At 66.5% G+C, this 15,040-nt stretch carries 13 protein-coding genes and 2 pseudogenes; 8 read left to right on the top strand and 7 right to left on the bottom strand.

All coding sequences use genetic code 11. The features are described 5' to 3' along the window. Nucleotides 1-2: 2 nt before the first annotated feature. Together OR16_RS31875 and OR16_RS31870 are read left to right on the top strand one after the other, a co-directional pair. A complete protein-coding gene (locus OR16_RS31875; protein WP_006162815.1) occupies nt 3-1,655 on the top strand; it encodes an ABC transporter permease in 1,653 nt (550 codons plus the stop codon). A 221-nt stretch (nt 1,656-1,876) separates the two neighbouring features. Beyond that, on the top strand, nt 1,877-2,575 hold the full coding sequence (locus tag OR16_RS31870; RefSeq protein ID WP_006162813.1) for a hypothetical protein: 699 nt from the start codon (nt 1,877-1,879) through the stop codon (nt 2,573-2,575). A gap of 89 nt (nt 2,576-2,664) precedes the next feature. Here OR16_RS31870 and OR16_RS31865 read toward each other — a convergent pair whose 3' ends face one another. The 4 genes and pseudogenes from OR16_RS31865 to OR16_RS31855 all read right to left on the bottom strand — a co-directional run bounded on the left by OR16_RS31865 (nt 2,665) and on the right by OR16_RS31855 (nt 7,130). Beyond that, a complete protein-coding gene (locus OR16_RS31865; protein ID WP_006162812.1) occupies nt 2,665-3,708 on the bottom strand; it encodes a Fe(3+) ABC transporter substrate-binding protein in 1,044 nt (347 codons plus the stop codon). A 230-nt stretch (nt 3,709-3,938) separates the two neighbouring features. Next, nucleotides 3,939-4,355, bottom strand: coding sequence for a hypothetical protein (locus OR16_RS31860; RefSeq protein WP_043421965.1), 417 nt, complete (start codon nt 4,353-4,355; stop codon nt 3,939-3,941). Between the two features lie 7 nt (nt 4,356-4,362). Continuing rightward, nucleotides 4,363-4,671: pseudogene (locus OR16_RS42045) on the bottom strand (outer-membrane lipoprotein carrier protein LolA); the annotation flags it as partial. Nucleotides 4,672-4,805: 134 nt separating this feature from the next. After that, nucleotides 4,806-7,130 (bottom strand): DNA translocase FtsK, encoded by a 2,325-nt coding sequence (locus tag OR16_RS31855; protein ID WP_006162808.1) that lies wholly within the window; start codon nt 7,128-7,130, stop codon nt 4,806-4,808. Between the two features lie 171 nt (nt 7,131-7,301). On the opposite strand from OR16_RS31855, the gene trxB reads away from it, so the two are divergent. From trxB to OR16_RS31840, 3 genes and pseudogenes are all read left to right on the top strand, one after another. Then, the gene (trxB, locus tag OR16_RS31850) at nt 7,302-8,249 is read left to right on the top strand and encodes a thioredoxin-disulfide reductase (protein ID WP_006162806.1); all 948 of its coding nucleotides are present in this window, start codon (nt 7,302-7,304) and stop codon (nt 8,247-8,249) included. 135 nt (nt 8,250-8,384) lie between these two features. Further along, nucleotides 8,385-9,068, top strand: coding sequence for a Smr/MutS family protein (locus tag OR16_RS31845; RefSeq protein ID WP_006162804.1), 684 nt, complete (start codon nt 8,385-8,387; stop codon nt 9,066-9,068). A gap of 13 nt (nt 9,069-9,081) precedes the next feature. Further along, nucleotides 9,082-9,722, top strand: a pseudogene (locus OR16_RS31840) (trimeric intracellular cation channel family protein). Nucleotides 9,723-9,835: 113 nt separating this feature from the next. On the opposite strand, the gene glnK reads toward OR16_RS31840, so the two are convergent. Further along, nucleotides 9,836-10,174, bottom strand: coding sequence for a P-II family nitrogen regulator (gene glnK / locus OR16_RS31835; RefSeq protein ID WP_006162803.1), 339 nt, complete (start codon nt 10,172-10,174; stop codon nt 9,836-9,838). Nucleotides 10,175-10,475: 301 nt separating this feature from the next. On the opposite strand from glnK, the gene OR16_RS31830 reads away from it, so the two are divergent. Further along, nucleotides 10,476-11,642 carry a GNAT family N-acetyltransferase gene (locus OR16_RS31830; protein ID WP_006162796.1) on the top strand — a complete coding sequence of 389 codons (1,167 nt, stop codon included), beginning with the start codon at nt 10,476-10,478 and terminating at the stop codon, nt 11,640-11,642. Nucleotides 11,643-11,664: 22 nt separating this feature from the next. Here OR16_RS31830 and OR16_RS31825 read toward each other — a convergent pair whose 3' ends face one another. Both OR16_RS31825 and ppa read right to left on the bottom strand, forming a co-directional pair. After that, a complete protein-coding gene (locus OR16_RS31825; RefSeq protein WP_006162795.1) occupies nt 11,665-12,219 on the bottom strand; it encodes a cytochrome b in 555 nt (184 codons plus the stop codon). A gap of 180 nt (nt 12,220-12,399) precedes the next feature. Beyond that, the gene (gene ppa, locus OR16_RS31820; protein ID WP_006162794.1) at nt 12,400-12,927 is read right to left on the bottom strand and encodes an inorganic diphosphatase; all 528 of its coding nucleotides are present in this window, start codon (nt 12,925-12,927) and stop codon (nt 12,400-12,402) included. A gap of 188 nt (nt 12,928-13,115) precedes the next feature. Here ppa and OR16_RS31815 point away from each other — a divergent pair, with 188 nt between their 5' ends. Continuing rightward, nucleotides 13,116-14,552, top strand: a complete 1,437-nt coding sequence (locus tag OR16_RS31815; RefSeq protein WP_006162793.1) for an aldehyde dehydrogenase family protein — start codon at nt 13,116-13,118, stop codon at nt 14,550-14,552. Beyond that, nucleotides 14,545-14,787, top strand: a complete 243-nt coding sequence (locus OR16_RS31810) for a hypothetical protein (protein ID WP_006162792.1) — start codon at nt 14,545-14,547, stop codon at nt 14,785-14,787. The genes OR16_RS31815 and OR16_RS31810 overlap by 8 nt, the downstream gene beginning before the upstream one ends. The last annotated feature ends 253 nt before the right edge of the window (nt 14,788-15,040 follow it).

Below are 15,040 nucleotides of genomic sequence, written 5' to 3'. Positions count from 1 at the left end.
GCATGAGCCTGCTTCGCCCCAGCCGTACCCGCCGCCTGCACCCGCTAGCCTTGCTCGCCGCCCTGGCCGCGCTGCTGATCGCCCTGCCGATCGCGCAGGTGGCCGGCAGCCTGCTCGTGCCCAGCGGCGACACCTGGCGGCATCTGGCCGACACGGTCCTGGCCGAGTACGTCGGCAATACGCTGTGGCTGCTGATCGGCGTCGGCGCCGGCGTGCTGCTGGTGGGCGTGCCCAGCGCGTGGCTGGTCAGCACCTACCGGTTCACCGGGCGGGCCTGGCTGGAATGGGCACTGGTGCTGCCGCTGGCCATGCCGGCCTATGTCATCGCCTACGCCTATACCGATGCGCTGCAGTTCGCCGGCCCGGTGCAAAGCTGGCTGCGCGAGGCGACCGGCTGGCGCGCGCGCGAATACTGGTTCCCGGATATCCGCTCGCTGGGCGGCGCCGTGGTGCTGTTCACGCTGGTGCTCTATCCCTACGTCTACCTGACCGCGCGCGCGGCCTTCCTGCAGCAAACGCTGAACACGCTGGAAGCGGCACGGCTGCTTGGCTACGGCACGTGGGGCAGCGTCTGGCGCGTGATGCTGCCGCTGGCGCGGCCCGGCATCGTGGCCGGCACGGCGCTGGCGCTGATGGAGACGCTGGCCGATTTCGGCACGGTGGCCTACTTCGGCATCCCGACGTTTTCCACGGGCATCTACCGCGCGTGGTTCTCGCTGGGCGACAAGAACGCGGCCGCGCAGTTGTCGGCCTGCATGCTGGTGTTCGTGATCGGCATCCTGCTGGTCGAGCGCGCCAGCCGGGGCCGTGCCCGCGTGCACGGCGGCCAGCGCCGCGCGCCGGCTTACCGGCTGCGTGGCTGGCGCGCCGCGCTGGCGCTGCTGGTGTGCGCGGTGCCAGTGCTGCTGGGCTTTGCCATTCCGGCGCTGATGCTGTGCAAGATGGCATTGGCCGAGGGCGACGCGCAGTTCGGCCCGCGCTTTGTCGGCCTGGTGCGCAACAGCTTCCTGCTGGCCAGCGTGACCGCGCTGATCGCAGTGCTGGCCGCACTGGTGATCGGTTATGCGGGCCGCGGCATGGCCGCGGGCGCAGGCTGGCTGCTGCGCGCGCTGACGCGGGTGTGCGGCATGGGCTACGCCCTGCCCGGCTCGGTGGTGGCGGTTGGCGTGCTGGTGCCGGTGGCGCGGCTGGACAATGCCATGTCAACGTGGCTGCAACAGCACCTGGGATGGTCGGCCGGCCTCCTGCTGACCGGCGGCATTGCCGCGCTGGTCTATGCCTACCTGGTGCGCTTTCTGGGCGTGGCGCTGCAAACCGTCAACGCCGGCCTGGTCAAGATCACGCCGGGCATGGATGCGGCGGCGCGCAGCCTGGGCCACGGCCCCGGCGCCACCTTGCGGCGCGTGCACCTGCCAATGCTGCGCGGCAGCCTGCTGACCGCGGCGCTGATCGTCTTCGTCGACGTCATGAAAGAGCTGCCGGCCACCTTTGTGATGCGGCCGTTCAACTTCGACACGCTGGCCGTACAGGCCTACAACCTGGCCTCGGACGAGCGCCTGGCCGAAGCCGCCACGGCATCGCTGGTGATCGTGGCGGTAGGCCTGCTGCCGGTGATCCTGCTGTCGCGCTCGATACGGCGGGATGCACGGGAATAGCGCACGCGGATCGCCCGCGGCAACAGGCCGCGAGCTTGCCTAAAGTTCTTCAACGTATCGCCGATATTCCACTAGTACGAAGCTGTTCCCCGGCGCTCGCCGCCCCGTTCTCGCGCGTGCCAGGCGGCCTGCCCCCGCCGCTGGCGTGCTTCGCACCGATCGTGACTGTGCCGGCCGCAATCCTTGCCCGGCGCTTGTTCGCAGCGACTTCAGAGAATGTTATGCAGCTTCGTTACCGCATGCTCGTGTTCAAGCTGAACCGGCTGACCCATCAAGACCGGATCAACGCCGTCGAGGAAATCGCCCTGGCCGGGCAACTGGCGGAGCAACTGGAAAAGCCAGGCATGGTCGAGCGCCTGGTGGCGGACCTGTTCGATCACGAGAACTTCCATGTCAGGCGCATTGCGCTCAATGCGGTAAGGCGCGCGCGCGGCTACCAGCAGGCCGATATCTCGCTTGCCCTGCTGCGCAAGCTCCGCGACCCCGAGCCATGGCTGCGCCATGATGCTGCCTGGATCCTCCAGGAGGCCGGGCTGGACAGCCCGCACATCCGCGCGGCGCTGCGCCAGCTTGCGGGCCCGGTCCTGCTGCCTTACGACTTGATCCGCGCCAAGGCCAACCCCTCGGATGCGCTGCTGCATGCGCAGGTGCGCGCGCGGCAGGCGCTGGACGTGCTGCTTGCGCGCCAGACCGCAAGCAAGGTGGTGGCCAAGCTGCCGTATGCGGCCGGCACGTTGGGCCACTCGCACAAGCAGCGCCGCGAGCAGTTGAAGCTGACCTTCGAGAAGCACAGGGAACGCGGCGCGAAGCTGCGCTTCCGGCGCCTGGAAAGTGGTGATGGTGGCGAGGGTGGCGAGGGTGGCGAAAGCAAGGCCGCCGCGCGGCCCGGTGCCAAGGCCAGGCCTGCGCCCAAGCCGTAGCAAAGAAAAATGGCGGCTCGCGCCGCCATTCCCCTCCAGCCAGCCAGACTGCGCCGGCATCTTGCTCGTCTTTACTCGTCTTACTCGCTTTACTTGTAGCCAGCCTTGTCCGCCAGCTTCTGCGCCTGCGGCTGGTGCTTGCCCAGTTCGGCGACATTGATCTTGTCCGCCTTGAAGCTGCCCAGCGCTTCCAGCGCCGGATTGCTGATCTTCACGCTTTCCACCACCGGCCACTCGTTGTTGCCATCGGCAAAATAGCGCTGCGCGTCGTCGCTGGCCAGGTACTCCAGGAACGCGCGCGCGGACTCCTTGTTGGGCGCATGCTTGAGCATGCCGCCGCCGGAGATGTTCATGTGCACGCCCTGGCTGGCCTGGTTGGGCCACAGCACGCCGAGCTTCTCCGCCACGGCCTTGTCCTCGGGCTTGGACGACTTGAGGATGCGGGCGATGTAGTAGGTGTTGGCCACCGCGATATCGCACTCGCCTGCCGCCACGGCCTTGAGCTGGTCGGTGTCGCCGCCCTTGGGCGCGCGCGCCAGGTTGGCCACCACGCCGCGCGTCCATTGCTCCGTCTTGGCCTCGCCGTCATGGGCGATCAGGCTGGACATCAAGGACAGGTTGTACACGTGCCCGCTGGAGCGGATGCACAGCTTGCCCTTCCATTTGGGATCGGCCAGGTCTTCGTAGGTCTTGATGTCGCCGGGCTTGACCGCGGCCTTGTTGTAGGCAATCACGCGAGCCCGCGCCGAGAAGCCAAACCAGTCGCCATTCGGGTCGCGGTAGTTGGCGGGAATGCGCGACTCCAGCACGCTCGACTTGAGCGGTGCGAACACGCCCGCCTGCTGGGCTCGCCACAGCCGCCCAATGTCGACGGTGATGAACACATCGGCCGGGCTATTGGCGCCCTCGCTCCTGATGCGCTCCAGCAACGGGTCTTCCTGGCCCTCGATGCGGTTGATCTTGATGCCGGTCTGCTTGGTGAAGTTGGCGTAGAGCGCTTCGTCGGTCTGGTAGTGGCGGGCGGTGTAAAGGTTCAGCACCTTTTCCTGGGCGGACGCGCCGAGCGGCAGTGCCAGAACAGCGAGCGCGGCGAGCGCTGAAGTGCGCGGCAGCAAGCGGCGGAATACGGTCATGACTCTCCCCTTCGATGATTAATGTATGCCGTCCTGACGATGCCATGGATGCATCACGAACAAGACAAGCAGGAACAATAATCATTCTTGTTTCGGGGGTCAAGTTACAACGTTGTTATCTTCCTCGCCGCGGGCCCGAAAATGAAAAAAGTGCCGATTTAGACACAAAAAGGAAAACAAGAGCCCGCCGGGTTCTTCGACCGCACCACCAAGTTAACTATGCGCTACATTCAGGTGCTGGCTCGCGCCACCAAGGCCTTCATGGCATCGGCCGGCAGTGGCCCATGACAGGTCCGCTCGCCGCCGTTCTTGCTGACCACCAGCCACACTTGGGCGGGGGCGCCAGCCGGATGCAGCAGCCAGGCGGGGCCGCGTTCGCTGCCGGTAGGCGGCAGCCCTTCCAGCACGCCGCTGCTGACCGACTGCAGCAGCACGGCGCAATCGTTGGCGCTGGCCTGCGTGGCGGCGAGGAAATCCGGATTGGCCAGCACTTCCGGCAGCGCCGTATCGGAGGCGCGCAGGAAGGCATCCACGTCGAAGTGCTTGCTGGCGCCGGTCTGGCTCGCGCAGGCGGCAAGCAGCGCGGCAGCGGCAAGGCCGGCGGCACCACGGCGCCAGGCGGGCAGGGTCAGGAATGCTGGGATCATGGGGCGCCTCACTGCTTGAGCTGTCGTAGATGTAGAGCGTCTGGCCATCGGCCTGCAGCAGCTGGTCATAAGGCTTGATGTAGCGCCAGGTGAACTTGCCCGGCCGCGAGAAAGCGAACGTGCCGCTGGAGGTGCCTGCCACCTTGAGGCTGTCGCCCTGCCCTTTGACCTGGCGCTGGGTGAATTCGCCCTTGGCGCTCTTCACGCCCGCCACGAAGGCCTGGAGCTGGTCGGTGCCGGCTGCCATGGCCGCCGTCGCTGTCAGCGACAGCATGGCCACCGCGGCACAAGCCGACACGAGAATGCGGATTCGCATGGTGTTGTCCTTGCTGGGTTGGAGGGTGCCCACCGCCGGGGGCGGCTGCACTGCCTGTCCGGTTAGAGCGGCGGGCGGGCGCCGGATTCCGCAACGATGTGCTTCGCACGTAACAGCATGTTACGCGCGGCAGCTTATTCTTCCTCGCGGGCGGTGCCTGCCGGGGCCAGGATGTCGCGATTGCCGTTGCCCGACATGGCCGAAACCAGGCCAGCCTTCTCCATGTCCTCCAGCAACCGCGCGGCACGGTTATAGCCGATGCGCAGGTGGCGCTGCACCAGGGAGATCGAGGCGCGGCGGTTCTTCAGCACCACGTCGACGGCCTGGTCGTAGAGCGGATCGGCCTCGCCGCCACCGCCAATGCCGGCGCCGCCGCCCATGCCATCGCTGCCCAGGTCGCCCTCGGCCACGCCGCCTTCGAGGATGCCCTCGATGTAGTTGGTCTCGCCGCCTTCCTTGAGCTTTTCGACCACGCGGTGCACTTCATCGTCGGAGACAAAAGCGCCGTGGACGCGGATCGGCACGCCGGTGCCCGGCGCCAGGTAGAGCATGTCGCCCATGCCGAGCAGCGCTTCCGCGCCCTGCTGGTCGAGGATGGTGCGCGAATCGATCTTGCTGCTGACCTGGAAAGCGATACGGGTCGGCACGTTAGCCTTGATCAGGCCGGTAATCACGTCGACCGAAGGACGCTGCGTGGCCAGCACCAGGTGGATGCCCGCGGCGCGGGCCTTCTGCGCGATGCGCGCGATCAGCTCTTCGACCTTCTTGCCCACCACCATCATCAGGTCGGCCAGCTCGTCGATGACGATCACGATCATCGGCAGCTTTTCCAGCGGCTCGGGCGCGTCCGGGGTCAGGCTGAACGGGTTGGGCAGCTTTTCCTCGCGCGCGGCGGCTTCGTCGATCTTCTTGTTGTAGCCGGCCAGGTTGCGCACGCCGAGCTTGCTCATCAGCTTGTAGCGCCGCTCCATCTCGCCGACCGCCCAGTTCAGGGCGTTGCCGGCCTGGCGCATGTCGGTCACCACCGGGCACAGCAGGTGCGGGATGCCTTCGTAGACGCTCATCTCCAGCATCTTCGGGTCGATCAGGATCAGCCGCACCTGCTCGGCCTTGGCCTTGTAGAGCAGCGACAGGATCATGGCGTTGATGCCCACCGACTTGCCCGAGCCGGTGGTGCCGGCCACCATGCAGTGCGGCATCTTGGCGAGATCCGCCACCATCGGCTTGCCGGCGATGTCCTTGCCCAGCGCCATGGTCAGGTTGGACGCGCTCTCGTTGTAGACCTGCGAGCCCAGGATCTCGGACAGCCGTACCGTCTGGCGCTTGGGGTTGGGCAGCTCCAGCCCCATGTAGATCTTGCCGGGGATGGTTTCCACCACCCGGATGGACACCAGCGACAGCGAGCGCGCCAGGTCGCGCGCCAGGTTGACCACCTGGCTGCCCTTGACGCCGGTGGCCGGCTCGATCTCGTAGCGGGTGATGACCGGACCCGGATAGGCCGCCACCACCTTGACCTCGACGCCGAAGTCCTTGAGCTTCTTCTCGATCAGGCGCGAGGTGAATTCCAGCGTTTCGGCACTGACGGTTTCCTGGTGCGTGGGAATGGGGTCGAGCAGCGCCAGCGGCGGCAGGTCGGAGTCCTGGATATCGGCGAACAGCGGCTGCTGCTTCTCGCGTTCCACGCGCTCGTGCTTGGGCACCGCCTGGGGCCGCACGATCTGCACGGGCGCGGCCTCCTCAATCTTGACCCGCTGCACTTCCACGGTTTCGGTGCGCACGACCTTGGCCGCCTCACCGATGATGCGGTCTTGCTTGCTCTCCCTGCGCGCCTTGAAGCCGAGGAAGAGCGTTTCGACGAAGCCGCCCACGTGCTCGGCCACCGACAGCCACGAGAAATGGAAGAACAGCGACAAACCGATGGCCAGCGTCAGCAGCAGCAAGAGCGTGGCGCCGGTAAAGCCCAGCGCCATCTGCATCCAGCCGCCCAGCAGGTCGCCCAGCACGCCACCCGGGGCGCGCGGCAGCGCGGAGCGCAGCGGATACATGCGGATGGCTTCCAGGCCCATGCTGGCGGTCAGCGACAGGCCAAAGCCGATCCAGCTCACCACCAGCCCCTGCCGGGCCTCGCCGGTGCGCTCGGGCAGCTCGGCGGTCAGCCCGCGCCAGCCGCGCCAGCAGCGGCGCACCAGCAATACCGCCCACCAGTAGGCGGAGAAGCCAAAGATAAAGAACAGCACATCGGCCATCCAGGCGCCCACGCGGCCGCCTAGGTTGTGGATGTCTGCCACCTGGTTGGCGTGCGACCAGCCGGGGTCCGCCTTGCTGTAGCTGGCCAGGATGCAGACGAAGGCCAGTGTGACAGCCAGCAACAGGAACCAGCGCACTTCGCCCAGCAGCTTGCCGATGCGCGAGGGCAGCGCGGAGGGATCGGTACGTGTTGTGGTAGTAGCTCGGGCCATGCCTTGGGTCTGGGTTGCCGTGTGAAGATTGGTTTGCCGGCCATTTTAACCTTGGGCGGGGCTATCGCTCTCATTGGAATTTGCAACAGTGAGCAAACGCAGGTCCACTTATAATGCTGGTTTCGATTCATGCTGGTGCGCATCAAGGCGCACCAGCCATAGGAAAGCATCATGGCCAAACACGCAAAAGTGCTGATTCTCGGTTCCGGCCCCGCCGGCTATACCGCTGCCGTCTACGCGGCCCGCGCCAACCTGCAGCCGGTACTGATCACCGGTCTGGCCCAGGGTGGCCAGCTGATGACCACCACCGACGTGGAAAACTGGCCGGCTGATGCCAACGGCGTGCAAGGCCCGGAACTGATGCAGCGCTTCCTGGAGCATGCCGAGCGCTTCAACACCGAAATCATCTTCGATCACATCCATACCGCCAAGCTGACCGAACGCCCGATCCGCCTGGTCGGCGATGCCGGTGAATACACCTGCGACTCGCTGATCATCGCCACCGGCGCCTCGGCCCAGTACCTCGGCCTGCCGTCGGAAGAGCTGTTCATGGGCCGCGGCGTGTCGGCCTGCGCCACCTGCGACGGTTTCTTCTACAAGAACCAGGAAGTGGCCGTGATCGGCGGCGGCAATACCGCGGTGGAAGAAGCGCTGTACCTGTCGCATATCGCCAGCAAGGTCACCCTGATCCACCGCCGCGACAAGTTCCGCGCCGAGCCGATCCTGGTCGACCGCCTGCTCCAGCGCGAGAAGGAAGGCCGTATCGCGATCCGCTACAACACCGTGCTGGACGAGGTGGTGGGCGACGATTCGGGCGTGACCGGCATCAAGGTGCGCGGCGCCCAGGGCGACAAGACGGAGGAGCTCAAGCTGGCGGGCGTGTTCGTCGCCATCGGCCACAAGCCAAATACCGACCTGTTCGAGGGCCAGCTCGACATGCGCAACGGCTATATCGTGACCAAGACCGGCCTGGCCGGCGATGCCACCGCAACCAGCATCCCGGGCGTGTTCGCCGCCGGCGACGTGCAGGACCACATCTACCGCCAGGCCATCACCAGCGCCGGCACGGGTTGCATGGCGGCCCTGGATGCGCAGCGTTACGTGGAAGCCCTGCAGTAAAGAGAAAACGATGGAACGCTTAGGCCGGGCTTGCCCGGCCTTTGTTTTTTTCACACGGGCGGTGCCGGCATCGCCGCGCGACCCGCGCCCTGGCCTGCCCCCCTATAATCACGCCGAGCACCCCGGAGACACGCCATGACGCACGGCGCCAAGAAACCTGCCAAACCCGCCAGCCCGCCCAAGCGTTTCGGCCTGACCGATCTGTCCGGCCTGCGCGACTCCCTCAAGGCCGACACCGAGCGGCGCGAAGCCGAGCGCCGCGAGGCAGACGCCGCGGCGCAGCGCGCCCGCGAAGAGGCCGACGTATTCCGCAGCAGCGTAGGCAACGTCAATACCCTGCGCGAGCGCAACCGCATCACCCCCACCCCCCGCCACCCGGCGCCCGTGCCGGTACAAACCCAGCTGGACGACAAGGCCGTGCTGGCCGCGTCGCTTTCCGACGAATTCGATGTCGAAAGCCTGCTTGATACCGATGAAACCCTGTCGTTCCGCCGCCCCGGCATCGGCATGGACGTGGTCAAGAAACTGCGGCGCGGCGAATGGGTGCCCCAGGACAAGATCGACCTGCATGGCCTGCGCAGCGACGAAGCGCGCGAGGCGCTGGCCGAGTTCGTGCGGCGCTCGGTCAAGCGCGGCGTGCGCTGCGTGCGCGTGATCCACGGCAAGGGCCATGGCTCGCCGGACAAGACACCCGTGCTCAAGGGCAAGGTACGCAGCTGGCTGGTGCAGAAGGAGGAAGTACTGGCCTTCGTGCAGGCGCGTGGCGCCGAGGGCGGTGCCGGCGCGCTAATGGTGCTGCTGCGCCAGCCGCACGCCTGAGAACGCGCGCACGATGCACCTGCCGCTCGATCTCCTGATGGGGCGGTTGCCCCTGATCCTGCATGTCATGGAAGTGGTCGGCGTGCTCGCCTTTGCCGTCTCCGGCGTGGTCGATGCGCGCAAGCAGCGCTTCGATGCCGTGGGCACTTTCGTGGTGGCGTTCGCCACCGCCTTCGGCGGCGGCACGGTGCGTGACGTGCTGCTGGACCGCCGCCCCTTCTACTGGGTCGACCACGAAGGCTATGTCATCCTGATCTTCGTGATGTCGCTCGGTGCGTCGTTCGTGCTGCGGGTGGTCAGCCGGGTGGCGTCGGAGCGCACCATGATCACGGCCGACGCGATCGGCCTGGGCCTGTTTTCCGTCACCGGGACGTCGCTCGCGCTGGTGGCGCAGATGACCCCGACCGTGGCGGTCATGATGGGCATCATCTCTTCGGTGTTCGGTGGCGTGGTGCGCGACGTGCTGTGCAATGAGGTGCCGATGATCCTGCGGACCGCTCGCCCTATGCCACCTGTGCCTTCGTGGGCTGCTGCGTCTATGTCGGGCTGACCTGGCTGCGGGCCGATCAGGAACTGGCCCTGCTGGCGGGCGCCATCACCATCACGGCGGCGCGCCTGCTGTGCGTGCGCTTCGGCTGGAAATTGCCGAGCTAGGCTGCGCCGAGCCAGGCGACAATGCCGGCGGCAATCCTGGCGCCCCCTCCCGTGGGACCGCCAGGATTGCCCGCCGGCGCTTGAACCCTAAAAAAGCCTGGGCGCCTGGATACTTAGACTGCGGCTTCGTCCTGTTCGCCGGTGCGGATGCGGATCACGCGCTCGATCTCGGTCACGAAGATCTTGCCGTCGCCGATCTTGCCGGTGTGCGCAGCCTTGACGATGGCATCCAGCACGGTGTCGAGCTGGTTCTCGGCAACCACGACCTCGATCTTGATCTTGGGCAGGAAGTCGACCACATACTCAGCACCGCGATACAGCTCGGTATGCCCCTTCTGGCGGCCAAAACCCTTCACCTCGGTTACCGTCAGGCCGGTCACGCCGACGTCAGCCAGCGCCTCGCGCACTTCGTCCAGCTTGAACGGTTTGATGATGGCGGTAATCTGCTTCATATTGGCCCCTTATATAGTCGTTGGTTAGTGAGAGATTTTAGCCTGCCTGCCGGCAGCTGGATGTGGCCTGCCGCACTGCGCCATTTCCGGTAGACTCAACCGTCGCCCCGCCCGTATCTCCGCGGGTGCGGCGCGATCAGCCATATCAGCCATGCCGGAACAAGGGCGCTGCCCGAGAGCAGAGCCAATGATGAGCGAATCTAGCGCAATGCAGTCTGAATCTTTCAAGCCCGGCACCGACCAGCCTGACGCGCCCCCCCTTGGGGCGGCTGCGGCACAAGGCGGACAGGAACACAAGCGGATGGGGAATTATCGCACGCAGATCGTTTTCGATCTGTCCGAGCTGCCCGAGGCCGAATGGGACGGCCTGGTGGCGGCCCAGCCCGGGGCCACGCCGTTCCTGCGCCATGCCTTCCTGCATGCGATGCACGCCAGCGGCAGCGCCTGCGACGAGACCGGCTGGAGCCCGCGCTACCTGACGCTGTGGGCGCCGCGCGCCGAGGGCGGCGAGCGCCTGGCGGCCGCCATGCCGCTGTACGCCAAATCGCACTCTTATGGGGAATACGTGTTCGACTGGGCCTGGGCCGACGCCTACGCCCAGCACCGCCTGCCCTACTACCCCAAGCTGCTGTCCGCGCTTCCCTTCACGCCCGTCCAGGGCGCGCGGCTGCTGGCCGAGGACGAGGACGCGCGCCGCTACCTGCTGCAATGCGCGCTGGCGGTGGCGGAGCAAAGCCAGCTGTCCTCCCTGCACGTGCTCTTTCCCGATGCGCACGAGGCCACGCTGATGGAAGACGCCGGCATGCTGATGCGCCACGGCGTGCAGTTCCACTGGACCAACCCGGGCTATGAGAGCTTCGAAGCATTCCTGGCCACGCTCTCGCAAAAGAAACGCAAGAACATCCGCGCCGAACGGCGCCGCGTGGCCGACGCCGGCATCACCTTCCGGCAGTTGCGCGGCCCCAAGATCGGCGATGCGCAATGGCGCTTCTTCAACCGCTGCTACCGGCAGACCTACCGCGAGCACCATTCCACGCCCTACCTGAACCTGGATTTCTTCCAGCGCATCGGCGCCGCCATGCCGGAGAACCTGCTGCTGGTGGTGGCCGAGCGTGCCGGCCAGCCGATCGCCGCGTCGCTGGTGGTCTACGACGACGACCCGGCGCGCAGCACCCTGTTCGGGCGCTACTGGGGCGCGCTCGAGCACCACCCCTGCCTGCATTTCGAGACGGCCTACTACCAGCCGCTAGAGTTCTGCATTGCCAGCGGCATCCGCACCTTCGAGGGCGGCGCCCAGGGCGAGCACAAGATGGCGCGTGGCTTCCTGCCGGTGGCGACCCGCTCCGCCCACTGGCTGGCGCATCCGTCCTTTGCTGACGCCGTGGAGCGCTTCCTCGCGCGCGAGCGCCAGGGCATCGATGCCTACCTGGACGAGCTGAACGACCGCACGCCGTTTGCGCGCAACTAGGGCTGGCTTGCCCGGCGCGGGTTTAGCGCCACATGCGCCGCAGCGTGTTATCGCCCAGCATGTAGTGGTGGAACAGCGCGGCGATGGCGTGCAGCCCGATCACCGTGTAGAAGGCGGTGCCCAGCGTGCCGTGGACTTCCTCAAGTGTCTCTTTCAGGTCCTTGCTTTGCGCCACCAGCGCGGGCAGTTCGATGCCGAGCCCCGGCACCGTCAGCAGGTGGCCGCCCGCGTTAAGGGCCAGCAGGCCCAGCACGGGCTGCACGAAGATGAACAGGTAGAGCAAAAGGTGCATGGCACTGCCGAGCCGCTGCATCCAGCGCGGCCCGGGCTCGGGTGCCGGCGCGCCGCCCACCAGGCGCCACAGCAGGCGCGGCACCGCCAGCACGAGCACTAGCGCGCCAGCCCAGGTGTGCACCGACATCGACAATGCCCGGGAGGCGCTGCCCTTGGGCAGAAACCCCTTGAGCTCGATCGCGCCATACGCGGTGGCTATCAGCAGGAACACCGCCCAGTGGAAGAACACCGCCGGGGCGGAATACCGTGCCATGGTGGACGGCGTCGAAAAGGTTGCGGACATGGGGAACGGGCAGTTGGCCTGCCGAGTTGTTCTGTGATTGAAGCTTAACCCGCCGGCTTTATGGCGTCTTTGGTTTCCATCAAGCTCGGCGCAACAAAAAACCCCGCCGCAGCGGGGTTGATTCAGCATCGGTTCAGCCACGCGCCGGAATCAGGCATGACCGGCCGTGGATGCCGGCGCTTACTTGGTGTAGTTCGCCACGCCGTCGGTGATTTCCTTGTGGGCTTCTTCAATGCCGGCCCAGCCTTCCACCTTGACCCACTTGCCTGCTTCGAGTGCCTTGTAGTTCTCAAAGAAGTGCTTGATCTGGTCCAGCAGGTTCTGCGGCACGTCCGACAGGCCCTTCATGAAGGCGGTAGCCGGCGACAACTTGTCCAGCGGCACGGCGATCAGCTTGGCATCCACGCCCGACTCGTCGGTCATCTTGAGCATGCCCAGCGCGCGGCAACGCACGACGGCGCCGGCCAGGATCGGGAACGGCGAGAGCACCAGCACGTCGACGGGATCGCCGTCGCCCGACAGGGTCTGGGGAATGAAGCCGTAGTTGGCCGGGTAGCGCATGCCGGTGCCGATGAAACGGTCGACGAAGAGCAGGCCGGTTTCCTTGTCGGCTTCGTACTTCACCGGATCGCTCTGGGCGGAGATTTCGATGATGACGTTGAAATCGTTCGGGATGTCCTTGCCGGGGGAAACGAGGTTGAAGCTCATGCTTGCTCTCCAGATGCCTGTGTTTGAGGATGGCGGGCATTATAGCGTTTCGAAGCTGACCCAGGCCTGACGCGCGCGTGCCTTGCGCGTCTCGCGCCGTGAGTGATAATGGCGGATTGTCCGAAAGTCGCATCGACAGGCGCACTGCCAGCCACAACCTGGCGGTCGCATCCAGCCGGAGCCATCCAATGCACGCCCAGCACTTCGTTGCCAACCGCCTGATCGCGCCGGACTCCGGCTTGCGCATCAAGGTATTCGACCCATCCAGCGGCGAGCCTTTCGCCGAAATCGCCCGCGGCAACGCGGTCGACATCAACGTGGCCGTGCGCGCCGCGCGCCAGGCCGCCGAAGGCGCCTGGGGCGCGATGGCGCCTGCCGAGCGCTCCCGCCTGCTCAACCGTGTGGCGCTGACGCTGATCGAGCACGAGGCCGAGCTGGCCGCGCTGGAGGCGCGCGATACCGGCAAGCCCCTGCGCCAGGCCGCCGCCGACGCGCGCGCCGTGGCCCGCTACTTCGAGTTCTACGCCGGCGCGGTCGACAAGCTGCACGGCCAGACCATTCCCTACCAGCCGGGCTTTACCGTGCTGACCGTGCGCGAGCCCCATGGCGTGACCGGCCACATCATCCCGTGGAACTACCCGCTGCAGATCTTCGGGCGCAGCGTGGGCGCGGCGCTGGCCACGGGCAATGCCTGCGTGGTCAAGCCCGCCGAAGACGCCTGCCTGTCGCTGCTGCGCGTGGCGGAGCTGGCGGCCGAGGCCGGCCTGCCCGAGGGCGCGCTGAACATCGTCACCGGCTACGGCCATGAAGCCGGCGCCGCGCTGGCGCGCCACGCCGGCATCAACCACATCTCCTTCACCGGCTCGCCGCAGACCGGCAAGCTGATCGCGCAGATGGCGGCAGAGAACCACGTGCCCGTCACGCTGGAGCTCGGCGGCAAGTCGCCCCAGATCGTCTTTGCCGATGCGGACATCGACGCGCTGGTGCCCGTCATCGTCAACGGCATCGTGCAGAACGCGGGCCAGACCTGCTCGGCCGGCAGCCGCGTGCTGGTGGAGCGCCCGCTCTACGACGCCGTGCTCGACCGCCTGGCCACGGTGTTCGAGTCCCTGCGCGTCGGGCCATCGGAGCTGGACCTGGAATGCGGCCCGCTGATCAACCGCAAGCAGCAGCAGCGCGTCTGGGACTTCGTCTCCGACGCGCAGCACGCCGGCATTGCCGCCATGGCGCAAGGCCAGATCGTGGCGCAAGCACCGGAGTCCGGCTATTACCAGGTGCCGATGCTGTTCCGCGACGTGCCGCCCACGCACCGGCTGGCGCAGGAAGAAGTATTTGGCCCTCTGCTGGCCGCCACGCCGTTCGACACCGAGGCCGAAGCCATCGCACTCGCCAACGGCACGCCCTACGGCCTGGTCGCCGGCATCTGGACCCGCGATGGCGCGCGCCAGCTGCGCCTGGCGCACAAGCTGCGCGCGGGCCAGGTCTTCATCAACAACTACGGTGCCGGCGGCGGGGTAGAGCTACCGTTTGGCGGCAGCGGGCAGTCCGGCTACGGCCGCGAGAAGGGCTTCGAAGCCCTGTACGGATTCACCACACTGAAAACCATCGCAATTCAACATGGGTAATATCAACTTCCTGTCGGTCGCCTTCGCCATCTTCTTCTTCTGGATGGCGTGGCACGTCAGAAACAAGCGTGCCACCAACCCTTCCGCCATGCCGCGCCTGCAAGTCTTCAAGCGCAAATGGGGCGACACCGTGGGCGACCGCGTGCACTGGTGCCTCTACGTGGCGCTGCCATTCCTGCTCGCGCTGATGATGGTCGCCAACGCGCTGCGCGGCCGCGGCCCGTTCTCGCACTAAGGCGTTCGCCCGGAGACTCTCGGACGTTTTTTTCGGCGCCGCATGCGGCAAGCGGCGCCTCCCCAGCGGTATCGTGCAACCAGAAAATAGATCCATGTAGATCTACAGAACCAAGAGGAGACAGCATGACAACGACCGCAGTACACACCAGTGCCGCCGACCCCGCCTTCGAGGACGCCACCTACCGCAAGGTGACCTTGCGCCTGGTGCCGTTCCTCCTGCTTTGCTACGTCGTGGCCTACCTGGACCGCGT

The sequence above is a fragment of the Cupriavidus basilensis OR16 genome (genome assembly GCF_000243095.1).
GTDB classification, from domain to species: Bacteria; Pseudomonadota; Gammaproteobacteria; order Burkholderiales; family Burkholderiaceae; genus Cupriavidus; species Cupriavidus basilensis_D.
Note: the sequence above shows the minus strand (reverse complement) of the source record. Positions and strands in the feature narration are given on the sequence as shown.